A 15,166-nucleotide genomic window follows, 5' to 3' on the forward strand; every position below is an offset into this window, starting at 1 on the left:
TGCTGCCTCCTGCCGACTACGCCCGCGCTACCATTTGTACGACAGGCTCGCCGTCGCCCGGCGCCGATCGCCATAGAAGCAGGCGTTCGCCGACGAACAGTTCGCCACATAGATCGTGTCGGCGACGTTGATGACGTTGAGCGCCGCGCGCCAGTTCTGCCATTCGTAGTGGATGGCGGCATCGCCGAGCACAACGGAGGGAACGGGCTTCGTGTTGAGATTGTCGGCAAAGGAGCCGCCGATATAGCGCACGCCCCCGCCCAAGCCGAATCCAGTCAATGGACCGCTCTGGAAAGTGTAGTCGACCCAGCCCGAGGTGAGTGTCCGGGGCGTAGCGGTCGGGACTTTGCCAATCAGCGCCGGATCCAGATCCTTGCTGACGAACAAATCGTAGCTCGTGAACGCGCCGATCAGCTTGAGTCCGGGCATCGGATTGGCGACGGCCTCCAGCTCAATACCGCGTGAGGTCCACTCGCCGTTCTGCATTTGTTGATTCGGAGGCACACTATTTGGATCGGTCGTGAGTACATTCTGACGCTTCAAATCGAACAGCGCGATTCCGAAATGACCGTTGAAGCCATTGGGCTGAAACTTCAATCCGATCTCGGTCTGCTTACCCGTCTCCGGCAACAGCAGTTGCTGCGCTGAATTGAGGCCAATGACCGGATTGTAACTGGTGGCGTAAGAGATGTAGGGCGCAAGGCCGAAATCGAAATTATAGATCAGTCCAGCGCGGCCACTGAATTGGCTGTCTTCGCGGCTCTGTCCAAGCCCGATGTGATTGTCGTTCGTGGTTGCAACCCAGTCGTTGCGGCCGCTCAGCACCAGGGTAAAGCGGCCGAGCTTGATCTGATCCTGCAGATAGATGCCGGCCTGTTTCTGCGTCAGCGTTGCGTCCTGGTACGGTGTACCGTTGAATCGCGCTGTGGGCGTATACACCGGATTCAACAGATTCAGCGGCGTGGCGGCGCCGAATCCCTGCCAGTCGCCGATGCTGTAATGCTTGAGGTCGAGACCGAACAGCGCAGTGTGCCGGAGAATGCCGGTGTTGAAGCGGTATTCGAGTTGACTGTCGAGGTTGCCTTGATTGGCGATGCCGTGGGTGAGGAAATTGCCGCGCGCCAGAGACGCTGTAGCGGGGTCCCCGTTGACATAACCGAGACCATACAACGTCGAGAGGGTGACGTCGACATGGGCGAAACGGGCGTTCTGGCGGAAGGTCACGTCGTCAGAGAGATTGCGCTCGAACTGGTAACCGAGCATTTCCTGCTCGCGCTTGAACGTATCGACGCTGGGATCGCTGGCGAACAGGCTGGTCGGAATCCGACCCCATGGCGCGGCGGTGACAGTACCGACATAGGGCAGGAAGTTGAGGCTGCGGGTCTCGTACTTCGAGGCGGACGCCAGCACGGTGAAGGTGGTATCGGCGTCGGGCTTCCAGGTCAGCGACGGCGCGATGAAGTAGTTATTGTTGGGCGTGAAATCGACCTGGGTGCCGCCGTTCTGGATCTGGCCGACCACACGGTAGAACAGCTTGCCGTTTTCGGGCGCGGTTGCGACCGGGCCGCCGAAATCAAACCCCAGATAAGCATTGCCGAAATTATTGACGCCGGTCTCGAGATAGCGGATCGGCTCCGCCGGAGGCGTCTTGCTGACCGCGTTCACGATGCCGCTGGGGCTGGAGCCGCCATACAGCACGGCGGAGGGACCGCGCAGTACCTCGACGCGGGCGAGATTGAACGGCTGCAGCTTCCAGCTCGCATAAGATGTGTAGAAGAGCTGTAATCCATCGAGGAACAGGCCGACGTCCTCCGACTTGAATCCGCGGATCAGGAACCAGTCGTTGCGGTTGTCGGCACCGAACGTTCCGGCGAGAACGCCCGGCGTGTAGCGCAGGATCTCGTCGAACTTGCCCGGTTTCTGGTCGCGAATCTGTTCGCTGCCGATCACCGACAGCGACTGCGGCGTCTCCATGATGGGGGTATTGGTCTTGGTGCCCGCCATCGAGCGGCCGGCGACGTAACCCTGGACCGCGCCGCGCGGATTCTCGACGACGGTAGTGCTCTCGCGTTGTGTTGGCGGCTTATTCGATTGCGCCGTCTGCGTTGCACGCCGCGCTTGGCGCCGCTCCGGCGACGCCGCGCGGCGGCGGGCCTCCGGGGCTCCGACGACGACGGGAGGCAGCGACTGTGCGCCGGGTTGCGACGAAGATTGCGCGAACGGCGCCTGCGGCCACAATACCAATACGGACGCCGTCGCCGACGCGGCGATCCGCAACAAATCACGAGACTTCACAACGTTACCCCAACCTGCGAGCACTTCGTCGCGCCCTCTGCCAAATTCAGCAGCGCAACGCTCGGACGCATACGCGAGGGAGGGGCGTTTCTCTAATAGAAACGTTCTTAGAGCGACTCCAAAAATGTATGCAAGCGATTGCACAGCGCAGCATCGACACGCAGCGCGGCACAGACGTTCGAAGTCGAAATACATCTCGCGGCCTGCCCATCAGGCTAGTTCCCGAACGCCATCCGAACTCCCAGATTGGATTCAACCAATCCAGGAGTTCCCGTCATGACCGAGCCGACCGCAGCCATCCTCACCTCGTTCTCCTCCGCCCTTGCCGATGTCGTTGCCCGAACGACGCCCGCGATCGTTTCGGTGCATTCGCACCGCTTACGGGCCTCGGGATTCGTCTGGAAACCCGGCCTGATCGTGACGGCTGACGAGGCGTTGGCCGACGAAGGCGAAGTCTCGATCAAGTTCGCCGACGGAACGGCGCGGCCGGCCAGCATCGCGGGCCGCGACCACACGAGCGATATCGCCCTGCTGCGATTCGATGCCAGGGATATGGCGCCCGTCGTACTGTCGTCGGCTGTTCCAGACCTCGGCTCGCTGTCGGTCGTGGTTGCCGCCGAGCACGGCGTGCCCACGGCAGCGCTTGGTGCGGTGTCGCTGGTCGGCAGAAGCTGGCGCAGCCTTCGCGGCGGCGAGATCGACGCCAGGATCGAACTCGACGTGCGGCTGCGCCCCAGCCACGAGGGAGGTCTCGCGGTCAATGCCTCCGGCGAAGCGATGGGCATGGCTGTCCAGGGGGTGCGACGCGTTCTTGTCATTCCCGGCGCGACGATCGGCCGGATCGCAGGAAGACTTGAAACCCATGGCCGGATCGCACGGGGCTATCTCGGCGTTGGGCTGCAACCCGTCAAGCTCGACGATGGCGTCGGCGCCATGGTGATGAGTGTCGACAAGTCGGGCCCTTCGGCCGCCGCCGGTATCCGGCAAGGCGATATTATCGTCGGCTGGAACGACGAGAACCTCTCCAGCGTACGCTCGTTGCTTCGAGCACTCGGGCCGGACAGCGTCGGCTCGGTGGTTGACGTCGAGATTCGGCGCGGCGGCGAACCGGTGCGGGTCAAGCTAACGATCGGCGAAAGGGCGGACGCGTGAGCGAGGAGGTTGCACCGGTCGTTGTGGTCGCCATCGAAATTTCCGATCCGGAGCTGGCGGACCGGCTTGCGTCGCTGCTCGGCGGCGTTGCCGGTATTCGCCTCGTGACGCCGGGGGAGGCCGCCGCGGTCGCGCTCGTGTCACGTGAGGCGCGAGCCGCGCTTGAGCCGGCTGATGTCGAACTTACGCCGCGCGAACGCGATGTGCTCGCGCTGATGGCGGAAGGCGCATCGAACAAGGCTATTGCGAGACAACTTGGAATATCCGTTCACACGGCCAAATTTCACGTCGGCTCGCTGCTCGACAAGCTCGACGCCACCGGCCGAACCGATGCCGTGGCGCACGCGGCGCGAATCGGAGTGATCAACTTGTAACGCCGCGCCCGCCAGCCACATCTCGCCCTATCCGCGGCCCTTGTTGGCGGCGTGGTCTTTCAACTGTTCGGTTTGGGTCCACTTGCTGTCTTGACCCCGATCTCGGGAGTGCTCGGTTTTGTCGCGGTTTGAGAGCACCATGTTGTCGCCGATCAGGTCGTTCTGAACGTCAGTCATGCCACCGGTCCCCGCGCCCTTGCCCTTCGCTCCGGGCCCGAGATGCTTGCCGTCTCCATGTGCTCCACGTGTCATGATTTCTAATCCCTATGGCTTTTGAGGCTTATGGCCCGACTGCCCCGGATGATTGTGCTTGTTGTGCTGGCTTTCCTGGTTGAGGCCGGCGCGGCTCACCGCAAACTCCGATTGGCGCCCGCCGCGCTTTGCGGCTTTTGCGCCGCCATCGTGTTGGGTGCGCGCAATCTCCTGCTGAATCTGCCTCGCATCGGGCACATCAGGCTTCCGTTCAAGGATGCGCAGTTGCTGCTCGTGCGTCATCTTTCCCTGCAGCGCCATTTTCCGTGGGCCGCTGTCTCGATCGTCTTGTGGCGGTCCGCGGCGCCTGTGGCGAACCTCAGCTTTGTCGATACCGCCCTGCGGATTGGTGTCATTCTCTATATCGCCCTCGAAGGTGTTGGCGCCTTCGAACTCCTCCAATTCGTCTGATGTTACCTGCGCCATCGTCGTTCCCTTCGATCCGCCGATCAGCGGATTGCGATAGAGATCGACGTTGGTCGGTCTGTTCAGTTTCACGTGCTTGGTACTCATGGCGTGCCCTTCGTAGCTGGATGAGCGCCGCCGCCCTTTCGTTCCGCGTGGTGAGTATGATGGGTATCGTGCTCACCGCCACCGCCCGACACTTCCGGGCCTCGTGGGTATTGCCGGATTTAGATCACCGGTACCTTGTGGCTTTGATTATCGGGCGGAACGGGCGGAGGCTTTGTCATTGCTTGGCTCTGTTGTTGCTTGGTTTTGTGCCAACAAGACAACGCGCAGTGGATGCGAGGGTTCTTGTCGATTCGCGGAACCGTAATCACATTCCCACGTCAAGCGGCCGAGGAAACCTGGTTGTTGGCGGGCCACAACGCCTGAACCTCTTCGGGGAGTGCGTGCCGGACCTTCTCGACCTGATGGGGATCGACATGGTGGTTCAGAACCCGAAACACTGCGCGCACCGCATTATCGGCGCCCACTGGTTTCACGGAACTCAGTTCTGCTGCAACGATCGAGAGAAATTCGTCTGCCGATCGCCATGCCTTCGGCGTTTCACTCGGCCGCCATTGGTCATAGTAGATGCCGCGCACCAACAGCGGCAGCTGCGCGCCAAGATGTGCGGCGAGATTGGCCGGAACCCGGTCGCGAATGGTTCGCAGCACGGTGCCCAATACATGCCACGCCAGCTTCCGATCGCGCGGCAGCGTTTCCATCATTTCGTCCAACCATGTGTTGGTGATTTGGAGCGTTCTGTCGAATACTTCCAGGCCTGTTGCACTCATGGAACTACTCCGTCCTTCAATTGGAGATAACGAAGTAACGAGGTTTCCTCTGATCGGTTCGCGACGCTCGAAGGTTTGCCGCGACCGCTTCTGGCATCGGAAGCTGCAGTTGCGGACATAATAGCCCACGCCTACCGGTAGAATGATCGCTCCGCATGGTGCTATTCGGAACCGCTTCCACAAGCGCGCCGGATGTCCTAAGCAGCGGGCCGCAACGATTTCCTCCTTTTCAGGCCCCTATGATCCGTCTCGATAACGTCAGCAAGCAAGTCGGCCACCAGATCCTCTTCATCGAAGCCTCCGCGGCCCTTCAGAAGGGCGAGAAGATCGGCTTGGTCGGCCCGAACGGGGCCGGCAAGACCACGCTTTTCCGGATGATTTCAGGCCAGGAACCTCCCGACGAGGGCCAGGTCTCCCTCGATCGGGGCATTACCATTGGGTATTTCAGCCAGGACGTCGGCGAAATGTCGGGCCGCAGCGCGGTGGCGGAAGTCATGGACGGCGCCGGTCCCGTCAGCGTCGTGGCGGGCGAGCTGAAATCGCTCGAAACCGCGATGGCCGATCCGGACCAGGCCGACGAGATGGAAGACATCATCGCGCGCTATGGCGAGGTGCAGCACCGCTTCGAGGAACTCGACGGCTATGCCCTCGATGGCCGGGCGCGTGAGGCGCTGTCGGGCCTCGGTTTCAGCCAGGAGATGATGGAGGGCGACGTCGGCGCGCTGTCGGGCGGCTGGAAGATGCGGGTGGCGCTGGCGCGCATTCTCCTGATGCGGCCCGACGTGATGCTGCTGGACGAGCCGAGCAACCATCTCGACCTGGAAAGTCTGATTTGGCTGGAGCAATTTCTGAAGGGATACGAAGGCGCGCTGTTGATGACCTCGCATGACCGCGAGTTCATCAACCGTATCATCAACAAGGTCGTCGAGATCGACGGCGGCACGCTGACGACCTATTCCGGCGATTATGAATTCTACGAGCAGCAGCGCGCGCTGAACGAAAAGCAGCAGCAGGCCCAGTTCGAGCGGCAGCAGGCGATGCTGGCCAAGGAAATCAAGTTCATCGAACGCTTCAAGGCGCGCGCCTCGCATGCCGCCCAGGTGCAGAGCCGGGTCAAGAAGCTCGACAAGATCGAGCGCGTCGAGCCACCGAAGCGCCGCCAGACGGTCGCGTTCGAATTCCTGCCGGCGCCGCGCTCGGGCGAGGACGTCGTCAGCCTGAAGAACGTCCACAAGGGCTATGGCAGCCGCACCATCTATCAGGGGCTCGATTTCATGATCCGCCGCAAGGAGCGGTGGTGCGTGATGGGCGTCAATGGCGCGGGCAAGTCGACGCTATTGAAGCTGGTGGCAGGATCGACCGAGCCCGACGACGGCACAGTTGCCGTCGGCGGCAGCGTCAAGATGGGCTACTTCGCCCAGCATGCCATGGATCTGCTCGATGGCGAGCGCACGGTGTTCCAGTCGCTGGAAGATTCCTTCCCGCAGGCAGGCCAAGGCTCGCTGCGCGCGCTGGCGGGGTGCTTTGGTTTTTCCGGCGACGATGTCGAAAAGAAATGCCGGGTGCTCTCGGGCGGCGAGAAGGCACGGCTCGTCATGGCAAAAATGCTCTACGACCCGCCGAATTTCCTGGTGCTGGACGAGCCGACCAACCATCTGGACCTCGCGACCAAGGAAATGCTGATCAACGCGCTCTCCGAGTTCGAGGGCACCATGCTGTTCGTCTCCCACGACCGGCATTTTCTGGCCGCGCTCTCCAATCGCTTGCTCGAGTTGACGCCGGAGGGCATCCACCAATTTGGCGGCGGCTACACCGAATATGTCGCGCGCACCGGACAGGAAGCGCCGGGGTTACGGAGTTAGTCCGGAAATCGTAGCCCGGATGGAGCGTAAGCGTAATCCGGGAATAGTTCAGTCTGACGGAGAGAACCCCGGATTGCGCTTCGCTCCATCCGGGCTACAAACCACAAACTACTTGCGTGCGAGCGGCGCGATGGCCTCGATCTCATTGGTCCAGATGCCGCCGGAATAGTTTTGCGGCATGCGCGCAAACTGCTCAGGCGTATCTATCCCACTCGAGAACTCGCCGCCGCGATAGGGGCCGAGCACGAAGACCTCGCTGTTGGCCGCTTTCATGCGGTTCAGGAAACGGTCCGGCCAGCCCCACATCCACGGGGCGACGTTGATCGGCAGCATCACCATCGCGTTGCGGCAGGCTTTCGGCACCACGCCGCTCCAGCCATAGCCGATATAGCCGAGCAGGCAGCCCTTGATGGTGGCGCGCGAGATGGTTCTGATATGGGGCGCATGCTTCCGCACGACGTCCACCGGCTCGTCGCCGCCATAGACCATAATCTGCGCCCGGCGTTCGGCGGCAATCTCGCTCAGCACGGCCACGAGCTTCTCTCCCTCCGACGGATCGCGGCTCTTGACGTTGATCAGGAGGCGCTGTTGCGGGAATGCCGCCAGAACCTCAGTGAGCGTCGGCATCAGGCCGATGCCCTTGCCGCGAAACGGAAACGTCTTGCCGCCGTCAGCGGTATAGCCATGGCCGATGTCGAGCTTCTTCAAATAGGCCATGGAGTGTTCGCGCGTGACGCCGCGCCCGTCGGTGCGGCAATCCAGCGTCCAGTCGTGAAACACCGCGAACTCGCCGTCGGTGGTGGGATGAACATCGAGCTCGACGATGTCGGCTCCGGCCGAAAAACCGGCTCGCATCGATTCGATCGTGTTCTCCAGATACTTGTGGCTGGGCGGCAGCATTCTCGCTACCGTACAGGTGTCGTTCTTCAGCTCGCGTTCGTCGAAGCGTTGGGCAATGCCGCGATGCGCCAGCAGGACAGGCTTGCCTTCCCGATGGGTGGCGAGATGGTTGGTGTTGTTGATGTAGATGGCTGCGGCGAAGACGACGATCGCCACCACGGCATATTTGAGTTTCTTGTTCAAGGCTTGCCCCCGCGCAGAGGACGCATTCGCTAGGCAGCATTTCTGTTCGATTTGCGGCGGAGGGTCGGAAAGCCGAAACGCATGGCGCTACAACTTGTGCGCGGCTTGTCGACGCTGAACTCGCCCGTTACGCTGCTTCGAAAAAGGGACGAAGCGAGGATGAAGCAGCTCAGGATCGGCGACATCACCATCGACGCGGCGATCGAGCGCGAGGGGCCGTGGCGGCGGCCGCAGGATTTTTTCCCGGCCTATGATGAGACGGTGTTCAAGCGTCACCTCGCCGGCATGGAGCCTGAGGTGTTCGACACGGCGCTGGGGCTGATGGTGATCACCTATCAGACCTTCGTCGTCCGCACGCCGCGCCACACCATCCTGGTCGATACCTGCACCGGCGAGAACAAGGGCCATCCGCCGCCATTCGATTTTCCCGGCAAGGAGCGCTGGCGCAACGAGCTGTTCGCGCTCGGCATATCCTACGAGCAGGTGGATTACGTGTTCTGCACCCATCTGCACATCGACCATACCGGCTGGAATACCACGCTGCGTGACGGGCGCTGGGTGCCGACGTTTCCCAATGCCAGGTACATATTTCACAAGAGGGAATATGCAGCGTGGGAGGCGGAGAACGCCAAGGGCGCCAACCCGCCGGGCACGGTCTTTCGCGACAATTGCCTGCCCATCATGGAAGCCGGGCAGGCGGTGCTGGTTGACGACGACTACGCGCTCGACGATACCGTCACGCTGACGCCGACGCCGGGGCATTCGCCCTGTCACTGCTGCGTCAACATCCTCTCAAGGGGCAAACGCGCGGTGGTGGCCGGCGACCTCATGCATCACGTCATCCAGTGCCGTGAGCCGGAATGGTCGGCGAAGCCCGACTGGGATCCGAAGCAGTCGGCAATCTCGCGGCGGAAATTCTTTGCTTCCGTCGCCGGCACCGACACGCTGATCCTGCCAATTCATTTTCCGACACCCACCGTCGGCCTGATTACCGCCGATGGCGACCGCTTCGACTATCGTTTCAAAAGGGACTGACCATGGGAATGCAACGGACGGACGGAATGCAACGGATGGATTTCGAGACGCTGGTTCAGACCCGCAAGAGCGTGCGCGGTTTTACCAAGGAGCCGATTTCCCGCGCCGTCATCGAGGACATCATCGAGGTCGCCAAGCGCGCGCCGTCGTCGATGAACACCCAGCCCTGGCATATCCACGTCCTGACCGGCGAGCCGCTGGAAGAGGTGCGCCGTCGCAACATGGAGGAGATGATCGCGGGCGCCAAGCCGAAGCGCGACATCGTCAGCCATGGCGAATACCAGGGGGTGCACCGCGGCCGGCAGGTCGATATCGCGAAAAAACTGTTCGCCGTGATGGGGATCGCGCGCGATGACAAGCCGATGCGGCAGGACTGGGTGCTACGCGGCTTCCGGCAATTCGACGCGCCGGTCTCGCTGGTCCTGACCTATGACAAAATTCTCGATCCCGGCGCGGTGTGCCACTTCGATCTGGGCGCGCTCTGCTATGGCATCGTGCTCGCCGCCTGGGACCGCGGGCTTGGCAGTGTCATCAACGGGCAGGGCATCATGCGCTCGGACATCGTGCGCGAGGTCGGCCATATCCCCGAGGACGAGGTCATCATGACCTGCGTCGCCATGGGCTATCCCGACGACAGCTTTCCCGCCAATGCGGTGCGGTCGGACCGTGAGCCGAATGGCGATTTCGTCCGCTTTGTCGGGTTCTCCGACTGACGGGATAGCTACGCCGCACGCACCTCTGACAGGAAGCGGTTGACCTGTCCGGCGAGATCCTTCGACTGCGAGGACAATTGCTCGGCCGCACCGAGCACCTGATTGGCAGCGGCGCCGGTGTCGTCGGCGGCCTTCTGGACGCCGGTGATGTTGGAATTGACCTCCTGGGTGCCGCGCGCGGCTTCCTGCACGCTGCGCGAGATTTCCTTGGTCGCGGAGCCCTGTTCCTCGATCGCCGCCGCAATCGCGGTGCCGATCTGGTCGATTTCGGCGATGACGTTGGCGACATTCTGGATCGCCGTCACGGTTTGGTCGCTCGCCGCCTGAATCGAGGCGATCTGTTCGGAGATTTCGGTGGTCGCCTTTGCGGTCTGGCCGGCCAGCGATTTGACTTCGGACGCGACGACGGCAAAGCCGCGGCCGGCATCGCCGGCGCGCGCGGCTTCGATGGTCGCGTTCAGCGCCAACAGGTTGGTCTGCGCGGCAATGCTCTGGATCAGCGTCACGACGTCGCCGATCTTCTGCGCGCCCTCGGCGAGCGAGCGGGCGCTGTCGCCGGTGCGCCGCGCATTGTCGACCGCACGGGCGGCGATTTCGGTCGATTGCGCGACCTGGCGGCCGATTTCCGAGATCGAGGAAGCCAGTTCCTCGGTAGCGCTCGCAACCGTCTGCACGTTGGCGGAAGTCTGTTCGGAAGCGGCGGCGACGATGGCCGCCTGACGATTGGTGAGGGTTGCGGTCGATGACATCGACTGTGCGGTGTCCTCCATGACTGACGATGCCGATGACAGCCCGCCGACGAGTTCGGTGACCTTGGCTTCGAACACGCGGGTGAGCTCGTCGAGCACCTGGGCGCGGCGCATCTTGCCGTCGTTCTGGGCGGCCTGCTCGGCGGCGAGCCGTTCCGCCTCGATCATGCTGTCCTTGAAGACGCCAACGGCAGCAGCCATCGCGCCGATCTCATCGTTGCGTTCGCTGCCCGATATTTCGCTCGCAAGGTCACCGTTGGCCAGCCGCGACATCCGCGCCGTGAGATCGACGATCGGTTTGCAGACGCGGCGGCGAACCATCACGATCAGCACGGCGCTGGCGGCGACGACTGCAATGAGACCCGCGAGCGCGATCAGAAAGCTGAGACGCGCCGAGGAATAGGCTTCGCCGAGCACCTGTTCGGCGTTGTCGTAGAAAGCATCGCGGACCGTAATGATGGACGCAAGACCGAGTTGCGTCTCTGCATAGTAGGTCTCCATATCGTGTTCATATTTGCCGCTGATGGCGCCATCCTTGACGAGCTTCAGCTCTTTGCCGAAGCGATCGACATAGGCCGCGTTCATCTTGTCCAGCGCTGCGGCCACATTGGCCGGCGTAGAGGGATTGCCACGCAATTCCTGCAGCGACATCAAAATTTGATCGTTTCGCCCCTGCGAGCGGCTGATCTCCATCTTCTCGGCTTCGGTGGCCACCCGGTTGGCGCCGATGAGATTCTTGTGCAGGCTGGAGTTGAGCCCACCGACGTCGCGTAGCGTCCAGGCGATATTGGCGTAGCTCGCTTGCCGGTAGGCAGTGCCGTCGAGCAGCGCGATCTTGCGCACCTGCTCGTCGAGCAGCGTCGTGACAGCCTTGTTGAAGGCCGAGTTGTCGGCGACGATTTTCTTGGCAACATCGCGGCGGGCTTCCGCCGGACCGCTGAGGGCCTTGTCGATGGTTGCGCGCAGCCCGGCGAATTGGGTATTGAGGGCATCGATGCTGCTGCCGACGGCAGCACTGTCCTCGATCGCGCCCGCCAGGGTCGCCTTGACCCGGTTCATCTTGTCGCGCGCGCCATCGGTGTTCTTGCGATACTTGTCGAGTTCGGCGAGCAGTTTCGGATCCACGGCGGGAGGTCCGAACATGATGTTGGTGGCAAAGCCGCGCTCGGGATTCATGTAGCGCGGGATGTCGCCGACCGCCCGCACCACCTCCAGCCGGCTCTGCGCGACCGAGACCTTGTCCATGATCTGATATTTCGAAACCGCCACATAGACGGCGAGCCCGCCGCCGACGGCGGAAAGCGAGACGATGGCAGCGGTGAGGAGGGTACCGATTTTCATGGGATTTTGGGCCATTTGCGCTGGTGCGGACGTGCGGGCCACCAGTATAGGTGGTGCAAATTAATCCAGGGTTTACGGTGGGGCGTGTCACACCGGCCCGTTGCATTTCGTTTTGGTGACGTAGCGCGGGGCGCCGTGGCTTCAGGGAAAGGAGCGCAGGAAATGAAGATCGTTATCATCGGCGGTACGGGCCTCATCGGCTCGAAATTGGCCCCGTTGCTCCGGTCGCGCGGCCATGAGGTGCTGCAGGCGTCGCCGAGCCGGGGCGTCAACGCCGTGAGCGGGGAGGGCCTGCAACCGGCGCTTGCGGGCGCCGACGTCGTCGTTGACGTGTCGAATTCGCCCTCGTTCGAGGACAAGGCGGTGCTGCAATTCTTCGAGACGGGGACGCGCAACCTGATCGCGGCTGCGAAGCAGGCCGACGTGCGGCACTGTATCGCGCTGTCGATCGTCGGCACCGACCGGCTCGAGAGCAGCGGCTATTTCCGTGCCAAGCTGGCACAGGAGCGGCTGATCGCGAATTCCGGCCTGGCCTACACGATCCTGCGCGCTACCCAATTCTTCGAATTCGTCGGCGCGATCGCGGATTCCGGGCGCGGGGATGGTGCGGTCCATGCCTCCAGCCAGTTGATGCAGCCGTTGCTTTCCGACGAGGTCGCCATTGCGCTGGCCGACGTGACCCTCGGCGAGCCCGCCAACGGCATCCGCGAGGTTGCGGGTCCCGAAGCGGCGCCACTTGCGGACTTCGTCGGCCGCTGGCTCCGCAAGCAGGGCGACACCAGCAGGATCGTGGCAGGCGCCGACGTGCCGTATTTCGGCGCGCCGCTCGCGTTGCGCACGCTGGTGCCGAACGACGGCGCGCGGATCATGCCGACGCGTTTCGACGATTGGCTGGGCAGGTCGGTGGCGTAGGTGTGGGCGCTTCCTGCTGCGGTTACTGCGTTTCTTCGGTCGCGCTCTTTGCGGCGGAGCGAGGCTGGGTCGGCGCCTTGGAACCCATCGCCTGACAGGGTAGCTGCGTCCACAATCCGTCGGCCGCCTGCTGATAAGCATGGCAGGAGGCAGACGCGGGCGCCTCGGTTGCTTTCGCCGTGTGCGAATTCGTGGTGGAATTTCTGGCGAGCGTCGGCGCTGCCAAAGTGAGGAGGGCGGCCGCCGAACCGAAGAAGATCGCTTGCCCTAACCGCATGGGAATTCTCCTTATCTCGAAAGCGAATGCCTTCTTCCTAAAGAGGATTGTGGAAATTTTTGGAAATGCGGGTGAGCATTGGCAGCGCTTGCTTAACGCTTTGCAAACGGCCGGGGACGCTGATGCGCCGCGGGACAGAACGAATTCTGTTCTCTCACCGAGGAACCAGTTCCTTCGGCCGTGCGTTGGCTTGGCATCATGCCGAAGGCCCGGCGTCCATGCGTCCGCAAAAGTCACTCTTCAATGCGCTGCTCACCCATTTCCTGATGGGCGTGGCCCTTGGGCTATCGCTGGTGCTGGTGCTCGGCCTGACCGATGCCTTTCATGTCAGGGACCTCGTTGCCAAAAGCGGCGCACCGGTTCAGACCACGGTGATGCTGGTCACGACCTACGGCCTGATGTTCGGGATCGGCGCGGCGCTGACCGGGCTGGTGCTGACGCTGGAGGAGGAGAGCTGACGGCGAATGCCGGACTCCTGCTGCTGATCAGCGGCGCAGGCGGGCGATCGCGCCGGCGATGATCTGCATGGCGACGCCGACCACCCATCCGGCCATGATCATCGATATCCATGCCAAATGCGGATCGTGGCGCAGCACGATCACGCCGACGCAAGCGAACGCCGAGAACGCCGCAAGGAAGGTGCCGACCGCGCTGAGCAGTTCCGGCGTGTCGATCTTGCCGACCCAGGCGCCATCGGCGGGCCGGCCGTTCGATGCGGTGGAATGTGAGGCCGGCGTATCGATGCCGAGGTAAAAGCCAACGGCGCCGCCGACCATCATCAGGAGCAGGAAGGCCTGATTGGTGAGTGCGGAATGGCTCGTTCCCACCAGAGCCGCCACAAATAACCCGCTCGCCGCGCCTGCCATTGCAAGCCCAACGCGTTCCAGAACGTGGGCGACTGTTCGAACGCGGGTTTGCATGCTGGTGAGCCCGCCGGTTACAGAAGGAGATTAGGACGGTTTCCAGCAAGGTGGAAGCAACCTAGCAGTGCAGATGGTACGCCGGATGGATAGCGCAAGATGCAACCGGCAACGAGATGTGCCCTGGCTTGATAAGATCTGTTTCGATGGGAGACGCGAACATGAGCCTGCTAAGTACGCCATTCGATCCTGCGCGCGAGGTGGCGCTCGTCACCGGCGCGGGCAACGGGATCGGCCGCGCGATCGCGCAGGCCCTGGTCGGCGAGGGCGTGCGAACGGTGTTCGTCGATGTGAACCGGGAGACGGTGACGGCGGCCGTCAAAGCCTCGGCCCGGCCGGAACTGGCGGTGCCCTGGGTCGGCGATCTCGCCGACCCAGCGGCGCGCGAAGCGCTGCTGGCGGAAGCAGCCGCCGCCGTCGGGCGCGTGACGCATTTCGTGCACAGCGCCTCTCCGCCGCGGCGCGAAGCCGATCACGTGCTTGGCGTCACCACGGAGACCTGGGCGCAGATGCATGCGGTGAATCTTGAAGCCGGATTCCATCTCTCGCGCGAACTGGCGCGAAGGCTGATCGCCGACAAACAGCCCGGCTCGTTCCTGCTGCTGACCTCGCTGCATGCCGGCACGCCGCGTAACCTGCCGCATTATTCGACGTCGAAGGCGGGGCTTTCGATGCTGGTGAAAGAATTGGCCAAGACGTTCGGGCGCTTCGGCATCCGCGTCAACGCGCTGGTGCCCGGCGCGATCGCGGCCGGCGGCTTCGTCGCCGATCCCGCGCTCGCAAAACACATTCCGCTCGGCCGGCTCGGCGAGGCCAACGATCTTGCGCCGCTGGCGCTGGCGGTGCTGTCGAACCGGATATCGGCCTACGTCACGGGCGCCGCGATCGTGATCGACGGCGGCCTGTCGCTGACGAACTGGTTCGAGCCGCCGGACTTGGGGGATTTGTAGGATGGGTGGA

15 protein-coding genes are annotated in these 15,166 nt (G+C 62.8%); 8 read left to right on the top strand and 7 right to left on the bottom strand.

Annotated elements, in window-relative coordinates:
• Positions 1-27: 27 nt before the first annotated feature.
• Positions 28-2,280 (bottom strand): TonB-dependent siderophore receptor, encoded by a 2,253-nt coding sequence (locus V1279_RS13310; RefSeq protein ID WP_334446370.1) that lies wholly within the window; start codon positions 2,278-2,280, stop codon positions 28-30.
• Between the two features lie 291 nt (positions 2,281-2,571).
• Between V1279_RS13310 and V1279_RS13315 the strand changes: the two genes are divergently transcribed.
• Together V1279_RS13315 and V1279_RS13320 are read left to right on the top strand one after the other, a co-directional pair.
• Complete coding sequence (locus V1279_RS13315; protein WP_334436335.1) at positions 2,572-3,447, top strand: S1C family serine protease; 876 nt, start codon at positions 2,572-2,574, stop codon at positions 3,445-3,447.
• A complete protein-coding gene (locus V1279_RS13320; protein ID WP_334436338.1) occupies positions 3,444-3,821 on the top strand; it encodes a response regulator transcription factor in 378 nt (125 codons plus the stop codon). Before V1279_RS13315 ends, V1279_RS13320 begins: the two co-directional genes overlap by 4 nt.
• A gap of 27 nt (positions 3,822-3,848) precedes the next feature.
• Here the strand turns inward: V1279_RS13320 and V1279_RS13325 are convergent, their stop codons facing one another.
• The 3 genes from V1279_RS13325 to V1279_RS13335 form a co-directional block, all read right to left on the bottom strand.
• On the bottom strand, positions 3,849-4,073 hold the full coding sequence (locus V1279_RS13325; RefSeq protein ID WP_334436340.1) for a hypothetical protein: 225 nt from the start codon (positions 4,071-4,073) through the stop codon (positions 3,849-3,851).
• Between the two features lie 12 nt (positions 4,074-4,085).
• Positions 4,086-4,586 carry a hypothetical protein gene (locus V1279_RS13330; protein ID WP_334436342.1) on the bottom strand — a complete coding sequence of 167 codons (501 nt, stop codon included), beginning with the start codon at positions 4,584-4,586 and terminating at the stop codon, positions 4,086-4,088.
• A 278-nt stretch (positions 4,587-4,864) separates the two neighbouring features.
• Complete coding sequence (locus tag V1279_RS13335) at positions 4,865-5,314, bottom strand: DUF2267 domain-containing protein (protein ID WP_334436345.1); 450 nt, start codon at positions 5,312-5,314, stop codon at positions 4,865-4,867.
• A gap of 239 nt (positions 5,315-5,553) precedes the next feature.
• Here V1279_RS13335 and V1279_RS13340 point away from each other — a divergent pair, with 239 nt between their 5' ends.
• Positions 5,554-7,176, top strand: a complete 1,623-nt coding sequence (locus V1279_RS13340) for an ABC-F family ATP-binding cassette domain-containing protein (protein ID WP_334436347.1) — start codon at positions 5,554-5,556, stop codon at positions 7,174-7,176.
• 108 nt (positions 7,177-7,284) lie between these two features.
• Here V1279_RS13340 and V1279_RS13345 read toward each other — a convergent pair whose 3' ends face one another.
• Positions 7,285-8,259 carry a glycerophosphodiester phosphodiesterase family protein gene (locus tag V1279_RS13345; protein WP_334436350.1) on the bottom strand — a complete coding sequence of 325 codons (975 nt, stop codon included), beginning with the start codon at positions 8,257-8,259 and terminating at the stop codon, positions 7,285-7,287.
• Between the two features lie 159 nt (positions 8,260-8,418).
• Here V1279_RS13345 and V1279_RS13350 point away from each other — a divergent pair, with 159 nt between their 5' ends.
• Both V1279_RS13350 and V1279_RS13355 read left to right on the top strand, forming a co-directional pair.
• Positions 8,419-9,294 (top strand): MBL fold metallo-hydrolase, encoded by an 876-nt coding sequence (locus V1279_RS13350; RefSeq protein WP_334446371.1) that lies wholly within the window; start codon positions 8,419-8,421, stop codon positions 9,292-9,294.
• Positions 9,295-9,329: 35 nt separating this feature from the next.
• Positions 9,330-10,007, top strand: coding sequence for a nitroreductase (locus V1279_RS13355; protein WP_334446373.1), 678 nt, complete (start codon positions 9,330-9,332; stop codon positions 10,005-10,007).
• 8 nt (positions 10,008-10,015) lie between these two features.
• Here the strand turns inward: V1279_RS13355 and V1279_RS13360 are convergent, their stop codons facing one another.
• Positions 10,016-12,097 carry a methyl-accepting chemotaxis protein gene (locus V1279_RS13360; protein ID WP_334436352.1) on the bottom strand — a complete coding sequence of 694 codons (2,082 nt, stop codon included), beginning with the start codon at positions 12,095-12,097 and terminating at the stop codon, positions 10,016-10,018.
• A 162-nt stretch (positions 12,098-12,259) separates the two neighbouring features.
• Here V1279_RS13360 and V1279_RS13365 point away from each other — a divergent pair, with 162 nt between their 5' ends.
• A complete protein-coding gene (locus tag V1279_RS13365) occupies positions 12,260-13,009 on the top strand; it encodes an SDR family oxidoreductase (RefSeq protein WP_334436354.1) in 750 nt (249 codons plus the stop codon).
• A 495-nt stretch (positions 13,010-13,504) separates the two neighbouring features.
• Complete coding sequence (locus tag V1279_RS13370; RefSeq protein ID WP_334436357.1) at positions 13,505-13,744, top strand: hypothetical protein; 240 nt, start codon at positions 13,505-13,507, stop codon at positions 13,742-13,744.
• A gap of 27 nt (positions 13,745-13,771) precedes the next feature.
• Here V1279_RS13370 and V1279_RS13375 read toward each other — a convergent pair whose 3' ends face one another.
• The gene (locus V1279_RS13375) at positions 13,772-14,206 is read right to left on the bottom strand and encodes a hypothetical protein (protein WP_334436360.1); all 435 of its coding nucleotides are present in this window, start codon (positions 14,204-14,206) and stop codon (positions 13,772-13,774) included.
• 161 nt (positions 14,207-14,367) lie between these two features.
• On the opposite strand from V1279_RS13375, the gene V1279_RS13380 reads away from it, so the two are divergent.
• Complete coding sequence (locus tag V1279_RS13380; protein ID WP_334436363.1) at positions 14,368-15,156, top strand: SDR family NAD(P)-dependent oxidoreductase; 789 nt, start codon at positions 14,368-14,370, stop codon at positions 15,154-15,156.
• The last annotated feature ends 10 nt before the right edge of the window (positions 15,157-15,166 follow it).

Source organism: Bradyrhizobium sp. AZCC 1610 (assembly GCF_036924515.1).
GTDB lineage: Bacteria > Pseudomonadota > Alphaproteobacteria > Rhizobiales > Xanthobacteraceae > Bradyrhizobium.

Bases quoted from the DNA above. Each gene is read 5' to 3' on its own strand.
- V1279_RS13315 (WP_334436335.1), top strand. From the start codon at position 2,572: ATGACCGAGCCGACCGCAGCCATCCTCACCTCGTTCTCCTCCGCCCTT.
- V1279_RS13325 (WP_334436340.1), bottom strand. From the start codon at position 4,073: ATGACACGTGGAGCACATGGAGACGGCAAGCATCTCGGGCCCGGAGCG.
- V1279_RS13330 (WP_334436342.1), bottom strand. From the start codon at position 4,586: ATGAGTACCAAGCACGTGAAACTGAACAGACCGACCAACGTCGATCTC.
- V1279_RS13335 (WP_334436345.1), bottom strand. From the start codon at position 5,314: ATGAGTGCAACAGGCCTGGAAGTATTCGACAGAACGCTCCAAATCACC.
- V1279_RS13340 (WP_334436347.1), top strand. From the start codon at position 5,554: ATGATCCGTCTCGATAACGTCAGCAAGCAAGTCGGCCACCAGATCCTC.
- V1279_RS13350 (WP_334446371.1), top strand. From the start codon at position 8,419: ATGAAGCAGCTCAGGATCGGCGACATCACCATCGACGCGGCGATCGAG.
- V1279_RS13355 (WP_334446373.1), top strand. From the start codon at position 9,330: ATGGATTTCGAGACGCTGGTTCAGACCCGCAAGAGCGTGCGCGGTTTT.
- V1279_RS13360 (WP_334436352.1), bottom strand. From the start codon at position 12,097: ATGAAAATCGGTACCCTCCTCACCGCTGCCATCGTCTCGCTTTCCGCC.
- V1279_RS13365 (WP_334436354.1), top strand. From the start codon at position 12,260: ATGAAGATCGTTATCATCGGCGGTACGGGCCTCATCGGCTCGAAATTG.
- V1279_RS13370 (WP_334436357.1), top strand. From the start codon at position 13,505: ATGCGTCCGCAAAAGTCACTCTTCAATGCGCTGCTCACCCATTTCCTG.
- V1279_RS13375 (WP_334436360.1), bottom strand. From the start codon at position 14,206: ATGCAAACCCGCGTTCGAACAGTCGCCCACGTTCTGGAACGCGTTGGG.
- V1279_RS13380 (WP_334436363.1), top strand. From the start codon at position 14,368: ATGAGCCTGCTAAGTACGCCATTCGATCCTGCGCGCGAGGTGGCGCTC.